This is a genomic window from Burkholderia arboris, assembly GCF_038723655.1.
Lineage (GTDB): Bacteria > Pseudomonadota > Gammaproteobacteria > Burkholderiales > Burkholderiaceae > Burkholderia > Burkholderia arboris.
In genome coordinates this window covers 3201952-3216659 of the sequence record NZ_CP109821.1, presented here as the reverse complement: position 1 = coordinate 3216659, position 14708 = coordinate 3201952, and the positions used below count along the sequence as shown (strand labels likewise).

The following is a 14708-nucleotide window of genomic DNA, read 5'->3' as shown; positions in this document are numbered from 1 at the left end:
CCGGAGCGGTACCTCGGCTGCCGGTGATTTTTCGCTCATAACGCTAATCGTCAACTTTCGATGCTCGCCATTTGACGAGATGGGCTTCCCCGAGTGTTGCCATGAAAAGGTCGTAAACATTACGTACCTTGAGTTGGTACCGTCGCGGAGAGTGGCTCATGCAAGTGCGATTTCACGTGGTCACGGTCATGCATCCAGGTGGGGAGCGTCTTCCCATCCTGCTAGATGCCGAGCGGCAGCCAATACCGTGGATTAACGTTTATCTCATTAAACGCCTGCGTCCAAGGTTGTCCGTCAACAGTCTCGTCAAGACGTTGCGCGCTCTGGGTCATCTGTGGGCTTGGGCGTCTGAAGCTGAGTTCCCGCTTGAGGCTCGCCTTGTCTCCGGTGAAGGTCTGACTCAGGACGAAATTGTCAGTCAGCTTTATCCCTGGTTGCGGCGCAGCTTTCAGAACGCTGGGAAGGTTCGCAGGTTGGTTGTCTCAACAACCACTGTGGCGTTCCGGCTGAACGTCGTTTCGCAGTGCGTCAGGTGGCATCTCGAGTGCGCGATGTCCGCGATGCCCGTGGGCAGTCCGGAAATTCGCAATCTGCGAGAGAGGTTGGTGCTCATTGAGCGCAGCTTCGCTACCGCCGGGCGCGTGCGCATGGAATCTTCAACCCATGCAGCGCCGCTATCCGACAACCGGCTGCAACGGCTATTGCAGATCTGCCATCCCGACTCTTGCGAGAATCCGTGGAAAAGGCCGTACCGGCAGCGCAACTACCTGATCGTGCTGATGATGGCAACGCTCGGTGTTCGACGGGGGGAGCTACTCAAGCTCCGGGTTTCGGACTGCCGCCTGGCTCGCACCATTCCTGAGATTCGTGTACAGCGTTCACCGGACGATCCCGCGGACCCTCGGATCAACGAGCCACAGGTCAAGACTGAGTCCAGGCTTCTGCCATGCGACAAGTCGTTCGCCAGATACCTCAATGACTACATTTGCAGGGCTCGTCGGAGAATTTCAGGAGCTGACCGAAGTCCGTTCCTATTTCTAAGTCGTGGCGGGCAGCCGATGAGCCTCATGCGCGTGAACGGTCTGCTTGCTCAGGTTGCCGTCGTTCATCCCGAATTCGATGATCTGCATCCGCACAGTCTACGTAGCACATGCGCTACCAACTTCCGGGCAGCGGGACTACGCAACGGTTTGGATGAGGAGCGTGTCGACAAGGACATGATGTACTTCTTCGGCTGGCGTTCGGCTGACTCGGTGATGCCGTACATAAATGCCGCTATTCGCCGCGAATCCGGCGAGATCAGCCTGAGCTATCAGGCGTCGCTCTTTGGCACGGTGGCTATCGAGAGGAGTGTATGACCAACGGTGATGTGAACCGGGCCATGGCAGAGGATCTACGATTGTATGAACTTCCCCGTCTTCCGGATCATATCGTCGACCGTGACGGACGACAGATGGATCTCAACGGCGCAGTGTGGAAGTTCAATGTTGCGACCACGCACGTTTCTTTCAACTGGTCAAAACTCGAAGGTGGCAACCTGATCGTGAACTATGCACTGCGACGCTGGGTCTTGCTGCTACTTACGCAGCAATCGCCGCGTGCTGCAGCACTGTCGCTGGATCTCGTTGCTAATGCCTTATGCGGGAGAATTCGGAGTTTTGGAGCCGCGTCTGCGGAAGTAGCGCGAGTATGGCGGTTGATGGGAGTCGCCGAAGATTTGACGTTGCTGCGGTCGTTGATCGAGAAAATCATTCAGGCTCTACGGGCAAGCAGGGCAATGGAGTCGTTTTATCGAATTCGTCAATGGTACGAGTGGTCGAGCGATGTACTTGCGTGCTTGGGATTTGACCAAGAGTTTGCACTAGAGTTAGACCAAGTTAGCGTTCCGGGGCGTTCGTCACGTCTTGCCGTCGAAATTTGTGATGACGAATGTGGCCCGCTGTGGGACATCGAGGTAACTGCGTTGCGTCAAGCGATCCTCTCAGACGAATCAACTGATCGGGCTCACGTGATGCAGCGCGTAGCGGTGGCACTTTGCCTTGCGTATGGGCGGAATCCAGCTAACTTCTGTTTGCTGCGAGAGGTCGATTTCAAGAATATGCTGGCCGGATATAACGTGCCGGAGCAGTGGGTACTGGCAATTCCGAGGATAAAGAAGCCAGGTATCGGTGCTCGTAGAGCCTTTATTGAAGAACACGTTAGCGACGACCTTGCTGGACTGATTCGAACCCTTGTTGAGGCCAACAAGATGGTCGACTGTGGCGACTACCCTCGCCCGATGTTCATGCGTGACACGGTCGACAGATGGCTAAAGGAGACGGGGGTCAATGAATTTGGGTACCACATTACAGTCGATACATTCCGTGGTCTTTTGGAGAGATTTGCAAGCCGGATGAGATTGAAATCTCCTCGGACAATGCGTCCCATGCAAATTACGCCACGCCGATTGCGCTACACCTTTGCGACGACGATGGTGGAACTCGGCGTGTCGAGACGAGTGTTGGCCTCCATGCTCGACCACTCTGATACACAGCACGTACAGGTTTATTACTCGTTAAAGGGAAGGAGGTTAACGACGATCCTGGATCGTGCTGCAGCGCTGAAGCTGGGACCGCTGATGAGGCTGTTCCGTGGAACGCTGGTGCCGTCGCCTTCGAATGCCGTGAGCGGTTCTGATTCGGCGAAAAATATCTGCTTCGTTGGGGACACGTCGTCGGTTACGCCAGTGGAAATTGGCGCGTGTGGCCAGAATCGGCTTTGCACTCTCGATCCCCCGTTCTCGTGCTACCTCTGCCCAAAATTCCAGCCCTATGTGGAAGCGGACCACCGGGCAGTGTTGGATGAACTGCTCGCGAGTCGGCAGGAACGCCAAACGAAATACGGTTCGCGCCTGTCGATCCAGTTGGATGATGTCATTTATGCGGTTGCACAAGTGATCCGAGAGGTCGACGAATATGTCCGCGGGAGTCGCAAGAAAACGTAAATCGATGGCAGCGCCTGCCAGTCCGATGGGCGTGCTGTCGGATAACTGGATTGTCAATTGTGCGGCGCTTGTGTCCAACGCCAGGGCGGCAGTTCCATTTCCGGATGTAGTGTGGGGCGAAGCGATTTGGGACGTGTCGGCGGCCTACCAGCACCGTACCCGTGGTTACAAGGCGGACCGACCAGCGCAGCGCCTGCTGTTCACGCAGCACAGTAACGCGCCTCGAGTTCCTGGGGCACCGCTTGCAGGTGCGTTCGGGGATGTCGTGAAGTCGCTCGTATGCATACGGCACCGTCAGCGAGGCCAGTCGGCAAATAGTCACATGGTGTTCGTTCGGGCCACGCGTTACGTATTCGATGCGCTCGCTGTTCGCGATCACGACATTGGTGAACTGACGGCTGATCATCTCGATGCTGCGGCCGCAATACTGTTCAAACGTGAGAATGAATCGTCGGCATACAAGGTCGTCGGTCACATGGAAGAGTTTGCCGACACGCTGGACCGCAACGGCTTGTGCCGGATACGCCTCGACTGGCGCTGTCGCCGCAAGGTTCGTCCGAAATCGATGACGCCTGATCGTATCGACGACTCGAAGTCAGAGATCGGGAAGCGGAATTCGCTACCAGATGAGGAGGCCATTCGTGCGATCGGCTACCTCTATCAGCAAATTCCGCGGGGTGCGTCGCCGCATGATCCGGTTAGTGCCGATCGCATCATGATTCTGATTGCAACGGTAATGGTCTGCACCGGGCTGCGCATCGGCGAAATGCTGACCCTACCGGAGAATCCCATCTCCGCAGCTGAAGACGGCAGCAAGAATTTGCGCTATGCGCGCCTGAAGGGGCGTGCCGACGATGTGACCGTCGAGTGGGAGAGTAAGCCGCTGCTGACGGAAACGGAGCAGGTTGTTGAGGAGGCGCTGACCGAGCTGCGTGAAGCGACAGATGGGGCGCGGCAGGTGGCCTGTTCCTTCCATCAAACTGGTGAACTACTCGCAGCTGTCCCGTTACAGGTAGAAATGGATGGAGGCGTTTTGCTGTCGGTGCTCGGCTTGCGTAGCATGAATATTGCGCAGTTCCTGAAAGCTCGGCACATTGCGTACACGGTCGTCGCGAAGAGGATACGAATCAGCCGCGACGCGCTACGTCGGGGCCTTCGTGGTGATCACTGGACATCGCCCACCATACCCGGCACACCCGGTCGCGGCCTTGCGCTCCATGAAGCGCTCTGCGTTGTTTACACAAATCAGATGCACCGTGGCACTCGGACGACGCTTACCTACGCGGCGCGTCCTATCACTGACCAGAACGTGCGGGATTTCTTGACCGGGCGTGGAGTTGTCGGTTCCGTCTTCGAGCGTTACGCGATCGCCGACAGTAGTGGCGGTCAAATAAACGTTCGCTCGCATGGATTCCGTCACTTTCTAAACCACGTCCTGGACGAAGGTGGTGCGCCGGATCTCGTGCAGACCAAATGGTTCGGGCGCAAGCATGCCGGCGACACAAAGGCCTATCAGCACCTGACGCACGCCCAAAAGGCCGCGCAAGTAGTGGCGGACATCATGGACGGCCAAGTCAGCGGTGCGGTGACGGAAATTGCGAAGGTTCTGCCAGTCGAGCTCGCACAGACATTCCTGACTGCACGCATCCATGCCGTCCACGACGTCGGACCGGGAATGTGCATTCACGACTTCCAGATGGCACCGTGCCCGCGACATCTGCAGTGCACGGTGAATTGCGACGAGTACATCTGGTTGAAGCGCGACGCGTCACGGTCAGACGAACTCAAGAGACAGGCGGCCGTTGCCTATATCAGCTTGCAAAGTGTCCAGAAGCAGATCGACGGACAGGCGTTGGTTGAGCCGGAGTGGATGAGGCACCAGCATATCCGGTACGAGCAGCTGATGACGCAACTGGCACCGCTCAACTTCGGGGAAGTAGATCTTGTACGCTATATCGACCAAGGGGGCTGCCATGCCGAAGGCGATCCGAGCTAATTCAAAAATCAGTACTGCAAAGTTGACGAGCATCATCGCCGAGCTTGAGCGGTGGCGAGACAAGGAGCTCGGCGTCAAACTGACATGGGAGAGGATTGAAGCGTTTTCAGGATTTACGCGGCAAGCACTGAGTCGTCACCCGAAGATTGCAAGTGCATATCAGGAAGCCAAACAGTCCCTGTCAATGCCTAGTCGTCGTTCCCGGTCACGTTCGCAAGACGACGAGCGCGCGTACTTTGACGAAACTCTTGCTTCGCTACGAGCGGAGGTGAGGCGGTACGAAGCATTGGAACAGGAGTGGCTTCGGCGTTGGCAACGCATCGCATTCCATTGCTCCAGACGCGGGCTGAGCATCGGTGAACTTGATCAACCGCTGGATGATCCAGGACGAAGCTTCGATGCAGGAAGAAGAGTGTGATCGCAGCTCAATCGGAGTTCTCGATCGTCGACGCTGCACGGTCGAACCTCGGTCACTGCCGCGAGTTCTATTGCGCTTCTTCAAGGATAGTCAGTAATTCACTTCTCAGGTCGGACAGGGCCGACTCCACCCCTTTGTCGTTGTATTCGTCCAAGTATGCAGTGGCTATGAGCGTGAGAGGGTGGACGCCTAGTACCTCTGCCAACTGCTCGATCTTTCCGAGAGTAGGAGACTTGAGGCCGCGCTCGACGGTGCTGACATAGGTGCGGCTGGAGACAACGCCGAAGTCCTCTTGAGATACTCCTTTCGCTTGGCGAAGCATCCGCAACGCTGCGCCGATTCGCGCCGATGAGTGCATGCAAGCCCCCTCGATAAAGGACTTGATGTACTCATTTCGAACACTAAAGAACTACAATCTATAGTGTTCATTTGGTATCATCGGCGCCATGTTTGCAACACACAAAGCCAATGCATTGCCGTTTTATTCCGCCGTCGCGGGGGATCAATTTTCTGTATGGTCGATCGTCGACATCTGGGGAGGCAATGACGCACTTGTTCTCCAGCTGTCAGAGAGCGCTCAGCGAGGAAGTCCAAGAAAAGTCACCCTTGTCGATTTGAAGGATTGCCCAGCTGTAATCCAGCAGTGCGTTAGCGATGGACTCGTGGTTCGCGGTGCTGCAATCCTGCGATTGAGTGCCGCGTGTTCGTCGCGGATGTGGAAGCTTGAAGCGTTGCGAGAGATTCGTGTCGGTGTGATTCCACCGACGGTGCAGAAGAGTCGCAACGTACGCCAACGTCCAGCCATGGCGTTGATTGCCGAGGACGGTTCCCGGCACTACGTCCCGATGGCAGTCGATGCTCCGACATACCCTAGCAAGGGCCAGCGAGTTTATCGTCGATCGCTCACAACGAAAGCGAGCGCAGGGACTTTGTGACGTCCGATCAACTGGGGCCATGGGTTGGCGTCGCGTGGCATCGTAGACATGTCCGTCTGGCGTGTGACTCGAGGCTACGACGCTTACCTTTTCGACGTGCTTCTCATCATTCTCGATAGTTACCGCGGAACAGCTCAGTTCCCGCCCTCATTCACAACAATACCGACAGTCACTCCCTGTCCAGATCAACGACGGACTGTCGCGCCATCTTCGGCTTCGCTGTCGGCGAAATAAATTTCGCTGTCAGCGAAGTTTATGCTATGCTGAAATCTGGTTGGTGTTGAAGATAAAGCCAGCGTGGTACCTGGGCCGTTTTCATCGGTCCGCGGAGAGGCGACTCTCCAAACCTTACCCCGGCACGTGTGCTCGGGGCCCCGCCCGCCGCCTGGTACGGCGGGCGGAGACGGATAGGCAGGGGAAACGTCGTCCCGCTTCGATTTCTCGTTACGTACTGGTCCCGAGGCAATTGTGCCGAGGGGTAACGAGGGAACATCATGGTCAAAAAAACCATACCCAACCAGGGACGACAGTCGGTGCATCAATTTCGGGGCTGTTCGTGGGCCAAGCTTCGGCGGGCCCTGGTCAACCCCAAGACCGTGTCAGTGTTGATGGGATGGCTTCGCGTTGCTGTTGCGATTGCGCGGCTGTTCGATCACTGGACGCGGTGAGCGCCGACGCCCCTGCCTAGTCCTTGTTTTGAAAGGAGGCGATCAAATGTTGCACAAGGCTTTACGCCACCTTCGCCGATATCATCGAATGACCCAGGAAGAGTTGGCGAGCCGCCTCGAGATTTCCAACAACTACTTGTCGGAGATCGAATCGGGCAAGAAGGCGCATGCAATCACGGTCGATTTGCTGAACAGATATGCGAGCGTGTTTAGCGTACCCGTGTCGAGCCTGATGCTGTTCTCCGAGGAGTTGGAATCCGACAAGCGCAGCGAGAAGATTCGTGTTGCGATGGCGGCAAACGTGCTGAAGGTTCTGGACTGGGTAGCCGCCGATGACGAGAGACGCGCATAAGCGAGATAAATCTGCGGGGCGCGCACGACTGCGAAAGAACAAGTCGGCGCGCTATCCGATCGAATCGTCTCCGCTCTGGAAATTGACGAGCATTCATCAACTCGCGGTACTGATCGGCATTCCGGTCGATGAGCTTGAGGCCACGTGCATAGCCCCGACGTACCATCGATTCGATGAGGCAGCGAAGGAGGGTAAGGAGCCGCGGCACATCCAAGAGCCGACTGGAGCCACGCTGCGTGCTCACTATCGCCTTGTCAGGCATCTGGATAGCATTCAACGGCCGGACTTCCTGCATTCCGCCACGAAGAAGCGCTCACACATCACGAATGCTCGAGCGCATGCCGAGAGCAGTGGGGCCGTTGTAGCGATGGATATACGAAAATTCTTCGAGAGCACAACGTATCAGCACGTCAAGAATTTCTTCCACAAAGATCTCGGCTGCTCGCACGACATTGCTAGGTTCTTGGCAAACATCTGTACTGCGGATGGGCATCTGCCGACTGGCAGTTGCATCAGTCCGTTGCTCTCGTATTTTACGCATCGTCATCTTTTCGCAGACATCGAGCGACTCTGCGCTGAGCGCGGTGTCACGATGACCCTTTACGTTGATGATTTGACCCTCTCGGGTCCTCATGCGACAAAAAGTCTGCTGTTCGCGACAAAGTCGATGATTAAGCGATGTGGCCTGCGAACGAAGGATGCAAAGGACGCTGTCGTCCGACCCGGAAAGGCCGCCATCATCACTGGAGCGGTGCGAAGCGACGGTGGCGTGCGGCTGCGCAACAAACATCACGATGCGATTGTCACAATTCAGGATTCCATTGCGGCAACTGGCGAGATCACGAACAACGTGTTGAAGGGCAAAGTGGCAGCGGCGCGAGCAGTGGAGCCGTCCGCCGCGGCTCGCCTCGAGGAGCGATTGAAGCGCTTGCTGGGAAACAGGCCCCAGAACGCATCGAACGAATAGGAAATCGTTGTGTAGAAATATCGAGCGACGGAGGCAGCGGACTATGCACCTTGTTGTCGAAAACGCTCGACGGCCTCCTCGATCGCCTTGGCAGGAAGTGGTGGAATGATGTTGACGGGGATCACCACGTCGCAGTCCACTGGATCGAATCCGTCGATCCTCAGCTCAGCGATTCCATTGCCGAATACGCGATAAAAAAAAGTCGCGTACGCTCGGACATCTGCCTCATCTGGCTGAACCGAGGGCGTGCCGCAAAGTCCGCCATCGTCCAGTTGGGTGTGGGCTCTGCCATGACGAAAATCCAGGACGAATGGCAGGATGATTGTCTTTTTGGGATTGAGTAGCACGATCCGGATTGCTCCTTCCCCGATCGCATCGACGCGCATAGTCATTTCGTCCAGCCCGTGGACAGGCCCATCCGGCCAAATTGCGATGGATGTCCGTCGGTGTTCGAGGTCGTCGACGTTCGGCGGTATTTCGCCTCGCAACAACTGACCCAATGTGTCGTCATTGATCAGTTTGTGCCACGGCTCAAGTCGATTGCGATTGCGGTACGTTTCGTGATCCGTTTCAATCTTGAGTTCGTGGCTTATGAAGTGGTACGCCAGCGCTTCCATGATTACGAGATCGTCCGACAGCCGGCGTCGATCCGCCGGAATATCAGGGTCGACTATTGCGCCATCCAGGCTGGCATGCGCGACCGCACATCGTCCACTTTCGAACAAGTGCCGGCCTACGTCGGTTCCGGCCGCGCGCAAGTCGGCGATCCTTGAAACTGCTCTATCACCCGTCAACGCATCGAGATTTGCATCGATCCATCGTCCCTTTGCTTTGCCGTCAGCGAACTGCGATTCGACGACCTTGTAAAAGCTGAGAAACGCATAACTGTCGTGAACTCGCTTGAGCCGCTTTCCTTCTCGGAAGAACGCCAACGCTTTGCGAGCTGCCTCGTCGCGTATCAGCGGCATGAAGTTGCAACTGAATCCCTTGCTGCCTGCTACCCCGACGCTCGAGTAGACGTTCTGGGGATCGCCGTAGAGCATCGGATGCGTCCCGGATATATATCCGCCGACATCGACAAACCCCCCTGCGAACCAACCCAGGATTGAGGTGAACCGATATATCTTGGCGAGTGACTCGTCGACATCGCTTCTATCGCAGGGCACCGTAATCCCGGGAGGCGATGGTTCGCCGTTCCTCTTGGATCCTCGCAGGATATAGTCGTCGCCGTCATAGACCACCCACACATCGCCTTCTGGCCACGGGATAGACGATGCCACGCCGGCGGTGAGCCAACCGATTCGACCTCGGAGCTTGCGTTCGACTACATCACCAAAGTAATGGGGGATATAAGGTCCAGCCATGGTCACCTCGAACTACTTTTCGATAGTTCGGAAAGTATATTGAGAGTCGAGTTGATGAGTGTGCAAGAGCGGCTACGCGTTCAGATTTGGGCGTATTCGGGCGGAAAATCTGTGCTAATGGCTGTCGTGGCAATTGTGGAGCGCACTGCTCTGATCGAGGCGATGTTGTTTAGATTCTTGAACACAAATCAGTGATGGAGAAGAGGATAGGCCATAAGTCCGATGACGGCGGCGGCCGTCACGATCACCGGTTCCTGAAGCTTCTTGAAGCGCCACAGCAGCAGCACGGTTGCGACGGCGAGCAGTGCGGTCGGGACGTCGACGATCGATCGCTTCGCAATGACGAGGACGGAGCCTGTGATCGCGCCGACTGCTGCAGCCGTAATGCCATCGACGAATGCCTTGACGCCCGGCCGGTGCCCATACTTCTTCACGTAAGGTGCAGGGATGACGGTGAACAGATAGCAAGGCAGGAACGTGCCGAGTGCGGCGACGCATGCACCAGGCAAGCCCGCGACGAGATACCCGATGAAGCCGACCGTGATCACGACCGGTCCCGGCGTGATCATCGCGACCGCAACGGCATCCACGAACTGCTTGTCGTTCAGCCAGTGATGTTCGGTGACGACACCGCCATAGAGGAACGGCACGATCGCGAGTCCGGAGCCGAACACGAACGCGCCAGCCTTCATGAAGAACGCGCCGATCTGGACGAGCTGCGGCAGGTCGATGCCGCTCAGCAGCCCGCTGGCCACCGGCAGATTGGCGGCGGCAACCGCATTCATCCCGCCACGCTGCAGCCACTTCGGCGGGGCGCGCCACAGCCATCCGATCAGGCCGGCCGCAACGAAAAGCCACGCGATTTCCGATTCCGTGATGAAGGTCACGGCAGCCAGCGTCAGGAAGATCGCCCAAAGGAGCTTGTCGTTGCCGACAGTCTTGGTCGTGAGCTTGTAAGCGCTCGTCGCGATGATGCCGACCACCGCGGCGCCGACGCCGTAGAAGACGGCCTGCATCCAGGATAGTCCGCCGAAATGCGCGTACGCGAATCCGAGCGCGACCACCATCAGGAACGACGGCAGCACGAACGCGAAACCGACCAGCGTTGCGCCGAGAAGGCGATAGTGGACGAAGCCGAGATAGATCGCGAGTTGAGCCGCCATTGGCCCCGGTGCAAGCTGGGCCAGCGTGAGACCTTCCTTGTAGTCGGCCTCAGTGATCCAGCCGCGTCGCTCGACCAGGTCGCGACGCATGTAGCCTGCGAGCGCGACCGGCCCGCCGAAACCGAACGTGCCAAGACGCAGCATGTAGGCGACGAGCTCGCCAAGCGAGTAGGTCGGTTCGGTCGTGGCGATGGCAGTGGTCATGATTTGCCCATGGTTTCGTTTTTGCCGTTCGAAGTGAAGTGCGCGTACAGGGAGTCGAGTACGGCGCCCATCTGCTCGAGCAGCTGATCGTCGTTCTCTGTTCGTTGGCGCGTGCCGGCCATCACGGCCTCGAAGCCCACCGCTTCAGGCGCGGCAGGACCACCCACGTCGAGCGCGTGCACGATCTCGCCGAGCCGCATCAGTGCCGGGTCCTTGTCCAGTCCGAAACTTGCCAGCAGAACTTCAAACGTCACGCGCTCGCCGACGTGTGTGAACGTCGCGCCATCGAAATCGAAACCGAGTGCGTCGGCCGGACAATCGGCCGGCGACGCGAGCCAGATGAAGCTTGCTTGCGCGTCGATGAAGCGGCGGATCAGCCACGCGCTGGCGACGCGATCGACCCACATCCGCTGCCGCGTCGCCCAGGCGCGGCGTTGGTACTCGCCAATCGCCAGTGGACGAATGACGCGGTCCGCGGCATGCGGCTCTCCCGGCGACAGCACGGTGTCGACCAGCGCAACAAAATCCTGCAGCGCGACCTCGGCGCGGGTGGCCGAATCACCCGGGAAGTAGTTGATCGCCTGGATCGCGTCGAAATCCTTGCGCAAGCGACGCAGCAGGCGGGTGAGCTCAGTGGCGGACTGGCCGGCCAATGTTTTGCGCGCATCTGCAAGCGCGCGCGTGAATGTGGTGTAGTCGTCGGCCCGGTCGAACAGCGCACGGAATTCCTGTTCCTGTGACGGGTTCAGGCTCGGTGCGCGCAACAGGTGAGCTGCGCCACCACTCTCGGCAATTGCGTCCGCGAGCTCGTGCAGCGTCCCTTCGTGCTCTTCGGTGTAGGGCAGCAGGTAGACGCCGTCGCGCAACACCGCACAGCCCTTCGCCTTGAGCGCGCGCCAGAACCGCATGCGGGCCGTTGCGTTTTCCGTCGGAAGGGTCAGAACGAGGATTGACCAAGTTGAAATTGTTTCCATGTAGCTTATGCTACTCATGTGTTATCAATTCTACAAGGTTGCTTGGTGGGATCGCCGTGTAGCGCCGCACGTCCTCTCCGCAGGGCGTTGGTAAATGTGCGGTGGTGGAGCAATTGACTGACGCGCCGACAGCTCAGCGCCGGGGTCCGGAACGTGCCAGGTAGCCGCTGGATGTTCAAAGAAAGTGCCGCGCCTCACTCGGGCGGGATTGAGATAGGGTCATCCGTCGCGCGGCGGGTGACCCTTCAGGCGGAACGAGAGTAGACGACGTTCGAGTTCTGCGGGCCAGCTCTCGGTCCGGTGGAGTGCTTTACGGCGTCACGACGAGTGCCGTATGCATGCCCGCCTCATAGTGCCCCGGCTTGTTGCAGATCAGCGCATAGTGGCCGGGGGCGAGCTTGAGCGACATGCGCTTGCTCTTGCCCGGCGCGATGTCTTCCACTTCCCCGATTTTTCTCAGCTTGTGCTCCAGCACCTGTCCTTTGCTGACAGGCAGCGCATCGTCAGAGAGATCTGTCTTGAGCACGACAAGCTCATGCTCCATGCTGTTGCCCGCATCATTTTTGACATCAAGCGTGATGCGACCAGACTTCACGCTTTGCGTCTTGAGCTGGATCGAGTTCGATAGCAATGTCGCGTTGACTGTCTGCTGCGCCCAACTGGCATGTGATGCAATCCCCAGCGCAGTCGCACCGGCGACGATGACGATCTTGTAAATGTCATGCATGGCTACCTCCAAGTGCATCGAAGCATCGCGTCTGCCGCGAGTCGAGCGACTACCGTGCGCCAATCTTCGAGCACACAAACGCCCCTGCCGGTGTGACGGCATGAACGTTTTGTGCGGCGAGCGATACGTACTGTAAACGTACGCTTTGGGGCACTTATTCCCGGAGCCGAGCTCCGCGTGCCATTGCGGCTGTCGCGCTGTAGCGTCACCCTATCGACGCAATAGCCGGATATAATCGCCCCCGTCTTAGGGGAGTAGTCTGCTTTGCCATCCCCGGCAAAGCGCCGTCGTCAACATAATTGGCATCCCATGCCATGGCGCCGGCAGCCGTTCCACGGCCTGACGAGACCTTTGACGCCTTCCTTCCACCCGAGCCGGGCGAAGGGCGGCGTCATTGGTTAAGTGGCCCGGCTCGTGGAGAACTAGAAGTGCTATTCGCACCCCACACCCTCGTCCAGGGGCGACTGTCATGATCCTGACCTTCGCTCTGCTCATCGCCGCCGCCGGCATCATCTACTTCTCCTGCGAAACGTTCGTCAACGGCGTTGAGTGGCTGGGCCAGAAGCTCAATCTGACGCAGACGGCGACCGGCACAATCCTCGCCGCATTCGGCACCGCGCTTCCGGAAAGCGTGGTGACGCTCGTCGCAGTGGCGTTCGGCAGCTCACCCGCGCAGAAGGAAATCGGCGTTGGCGCCGCGATTGGCGGACCACTCGCGCTGAGCACGGTCGCATATGCGGTCGTCGGCGTTGCATTGCTGGCCACGGCCCGTCGCGTGGGTAAAGTGCGGGCCGGCGCGATCGATGCCGACACGAAGCGTCTTCGGCGGGACCAGCTCTGGTTTCTTGCGATTTTCGTCGTGAAGATCGGGCTCGGCCTAGTCCTTTTCAGCTTCAAGCCGTTGCTCGGCCTCGCTTTTCTCGCAGCCTACGCGGTCTACTGCTGGAAGGAGTTGACTGCTTCCGGCGACGGCGATGAGCACGGCGAACTCGAACCGTTGAAGCTGCGCCCGCGCGATGTAAATCCGGCCATGTTCTGGGTGGCGTTGCAGGTGATCGGAGCGCTGGTGGTGATCTTCGCGGCATCCCATCTGTTTGTCCGTCAGATCGAAGCTGTCGGCCCATGGCTCGGATTGAGCCCGCAGCTCACCGCGTTGCTGTTCAGCCCAATTGCGACCGAACTGCCCGAAATCATGAACGCGGTGATCTGGGTGCGACAAGGTAAGGAGCGGCTTGCGCTGGCCAACATCAGCGGCGCGATGATGATCCAGGCGACGATCCCGACGGCGTTTGGTCTGTTCTTTACTCCGTGGCATCTGGCGACGCCTTCCATTCTCGCGGCCGGCATCACGGCACTGGCTATCGCCTTCCTGCAATGGTCATTCAGCGCAGCGAAGGTGCGCAGCCGACAACTCGCGCAAGTTGGCTGGCTCTATGCAGTCTTCGCGGCGTTGCTGTTTGTCATCTGACGAAATCTGCGACGGCATCGCAACCCGGTGATCGATGCCGTCGCGTAAGTATCCGAGCGTTCGCGTCGACCTGGCACTGCAGGAAATCTGGTCCCGTTATCCGCAAGTACAACTTCCGCGAGCCAACCTTGCATTAGGCCGACCGATACCCCTCCTCCCTATATGGAATGGGGATTTATAATATACTCCCCCACGCTATATCAGGGAGCCATCATGAGTCACACCGTCAAGGAAAAGCAGAAGCTGCTGAATCGCGTCCGCCGCATCAAGGGGCAGGTCGAAGCGATCGAGCGTGCGCTGGAACAAGAGCGCGGCTGCAACGAAATTCTCCAGCTCATCACGAGCAGTCGCGGCGCGATGAACGGGCTGCTCGCGGTCGTACTCGAGGATCACATCCGAAGCCATCTTGTCGATGCCGAGGGGCATGAAGACGAGGGCAGCGCGACCGAGCAGCTGGTCGAAGTCGTCCACAGCTATTTCAAGTAATCG

13 protein-coding genes and 1 riboswitch are annotated in these 14708 nt (G+C 58.2%); of the genes, 8 read left to right on the top strand and 5 right to left on the bottom strand.

Annotated elements, in window-relative coordinates; genetic code table 11:
* Positions 1-158 precede the first annotated feature (158 nt).
* From OHZ10_RS15100 to OHZ10_RS15085, 4 genes are read left to right on the top strand one after another with little or no spacing between them, the layout of a single operon-like run.
* Positions 159-1358, top strand: coding sequence for a site-specific integrase (locus tag OHZ10_RS15100; protein WP_342702920.1), 1200 nt, complete (start codon positions 159-161; stop codon positions 1356-1358).
* A complete protein-coding gene (locus OHZ10_RS15095; RefSeq protein ID WP_342702919.1) occupies positions 1355-2983 on the top strand; it encodes a site-specific integrase in 1629 nt (542 codons plus the stop codon). The genes OHZ10_RS15100 and OHZ10_RS15095 overlap by 4 nt, the downstream gene beginning before the upstream one ends.
* Positions 2984-2987: 4 nt before the next feature.
* Positions 2988-4979 (top strand): integrase, encoded by a 1992-nt coding sequence (locus OHZ10_RS15090; RefSeq protein ID WP_342702917.1) that lies wholly within the window; start codon positions 2988-2990, stop codon positions 4977-4979.
* A complete protein-coding gene (locus tag OHZ10_RS15085; RefSeq protein ID WP_342702916.1) occupies positions 4957-5397 on the top strand; it encodes a hypothetical protein in 441 nt (146 codons plus the stop codon). The genes OHZ10_RS15090 and OHZ10_RS15085 overlap by 23 nt, the downstream gene beginning before the upstream one ends.
* A gap of 67 nt (positions 5398-5464) precedes the next feature.
* Here OHZ10_RS15085 and OHZ10_RS15080 read toward each other — a convergent pair whose 3' ends face one another.
* Positions 5465-5719 carry a helix-turn-helix transcriptional regulator gene (locus tag OHZ10_RS15080; protein WP_342704410.1) on the bottom strand — a complete coding sequence of 85 codons (255 nt, stop codon included), beginning with the start codon at positions 5717-5719 and terminating at the stop codon, positions 5465-5467.
* Positions 5720-7088: 1369 nt separating this feature from the next.
* On the opposite strand from OHZ10_RS15080, the gene OHZ10_RS15075 reads away from it, so the two are divergent.
* Positions 7089-7352, top strand: a complete 264-nt coding sequence (locus tag OHZ10_RS15075) for a helix-turn-helix domain-containing protein (RefSeq protein WP_229275766.1) — start codon at positions 7089-7091, stop codon at positions 7350-7352.
* Positions 7333-8319, top strand: a complete 987-nt coding sequence (locus OHZ10_RS15070; RefSeq protein ID WP_342702914.1) for a reverse transcriptase family protein — start codon at positions 7333-7335, stop codon at positions 8317-8319. Before OHZ10_RS15075 ends, OHZ10_RS15070 begins: the two co-directional genes overlap by 20 nt.
* A 41-nt stretch (positions 8320-8360) precedes the next feature.
* On the opposite strand, the gene mauJ is transcribed toward OHZ10_RS15070, so the two are convergent.
* From mauJ to OHZ10_RS15050, 4 genes are all read right to left on the bottom strand, one after another.
* The gene (mauJ, locus tag OHZ10_RS15065; RefSeq protein WP_342702912.1) at positions 8361-9683 is read right to left on the bottom strand and encodes a methylamine utilization protein MauJ; all 1323 of its coding nucleotides are present in this window, start codon (positions 9681-9683) and stop codon (positions 8361-8363) included.
* A gap of 188 nt (positions 9684-9871) precedes the next feature.
* Positions 9872-11050 (bottom strand): chromate transporter, encoded by a 1179-nt coding sequence (locus OHZ10_RS15060; protein WP_342702911.1) that lies wholly within the window; start codon positions 11048-11050, stop codon positions 9872-9874.
* Positions 11047-12024, bottom strand: a complete 978-nt coding sequence (locus tag OHZ10_RS15055) for a chromate resistance protein ChrB domain-containing protein (RefSeq protein WP_342702910.1) — start codon at positions 12022-12024, stop codon at positions 11047-11049. The genes OHZ10_RS15060 and OHZ10_RS15055 overlap by 4 nt, the downstream gene beginning before the upstream one ends.
* Before the next feature lie 310 nt (positions 12025-12334).
* Entirely contained in the window at positions 12335-12751 is a 417-nt protein-coding gene (locus tag OHZ10_RS15050) for a plastocyanin/azurin family copper-binding protein (RefSeq protein WP_342702909.1), read from the bottom strand.
* A 237-nt stretch (positions 12752-12988) separates the two neighbouring features.
* Positions 12989-13163, top strand: a riboswitch (yybP-ykoY riboswitch).
* Positions 13164-13220: 57 nt separating this feature from the next.
* On the opposite strand from OHZ10_RS15050, the gene OHZ10_RS15045 reads away from it, so the two are divergent.
* Positions 13221-14219, top strand: a complete 999-nt coding sequence (locus tag OHZ10_RS15045) for a sodium:calcium antiporter (RefSeq protein ID WP_342702908.1) — start codon at positions 13221-13223, stop codon at positions 14217-14219.
* A 213-nt stretch (positions 14220-14432) separates the two neighbouring features.
* The gene (locus OHZ10_RS15040) at positions 14433-14705 is read left to right on the top strand and encodes a metal/formaldehyde-sensitive transcriptional repressor (protein WP_342702907.1); all 273 of its coding nucleotides are present in this window, start codon (positions 14433-14435) and stop codon (positions 14703-14705) included.
* The last annotated feature ends 3 nt before the right edge of the window (positions 14706-14708 follow it).

Coding starts and splice junctions, on each gene's coding strand:
- OHZ10_RS15075 (WP_229275766.1), top strand. CDS start 7,089: ATGACCCAGGAAGAGTTGGCGAGCCGCCTCGAGATTTCCAACAACTAC.
- OHZ10_RS15080 (WP_342704410.1), bottom strand. CDS start 5,719: ATGCTTCGCCAAGCGAAAGGAGTATCTCAAGAGGACTTCGGCGTTGTC.
- OHZ10_RS15090 (WP_342702917.1), top strand. CDS start 2,988: ATGGCAGCGCCTGCCAGTCCGATGGGCGTGCTGTCGGATAACTGGATT.
- OHZ10_RS15085 (WP_342702916.1), top strand. CDS start 4,957: ATGCCGAAGGCGATCCGAGCTAATTCAAAAATCAGTACTGCAAAGTTG.
- mauJ (WP_342702912.1), bottom strand. CDS start 9,683: ATGGCTGGACCTTATATCCCCCATTACTTTGGTGATGTAGTCGAACGC.
- OHZ10_RS15060 (WP_342702911.1), bottom strand. CDS start 11,050: ATGACCACTGCCATCGCCACGACCGAACCGACCTACTCGCTTGGCGAG.
- OHZ10_RS15100 (WP_342702920.1), top strand. CDS start 159: ATGCAAGTGCGATTTCACGTGGTCACGGTCATGCATCCAGGTGGGGAG.
- OHZ10_RS15070 (WP_342702914.1), top strand. CDS start 7,333: ATGACGAGAGACGCGCATAAGCGAGATAAATCTGCGGGGCGCGCACGA.
- OHZ10_RS15055 (WP_342702910.1), bottom strand. CDS start 12,024: ATGGAAACAATTTCAACTTGGTCAATCCTCGTTCTGACCCTTCCGACG.
- OHZ10_RS15045 (WP_342702908.1), top strand. CDS start 13,221: ATGATCCTGACCTTCGCTCTGCTCATCGCCGCCGCCGGCATCATCTAC.
- OHZ10_RS15095 (WP_342702919.1), top strand. CDS start 1,355: ATGACCAACGGTGATGTGAACCGGGCCATGGCAGAGGATCTACGATTG.
- OHZ10_RS15040 (WP_342702907.1), top strand. CDS start 14,433: ATGAGTCACACCGTCAAGGAAAAGCAGAAGCTGCTGAATCGCGTCCGC.
- OHZ10_RS15050 (WP_342702909.1), bottom strand. CDS start 12,751: ATGCATGACATTTACAAGATCGTCATCGTCGCCGGTGCGACTGCGCTG.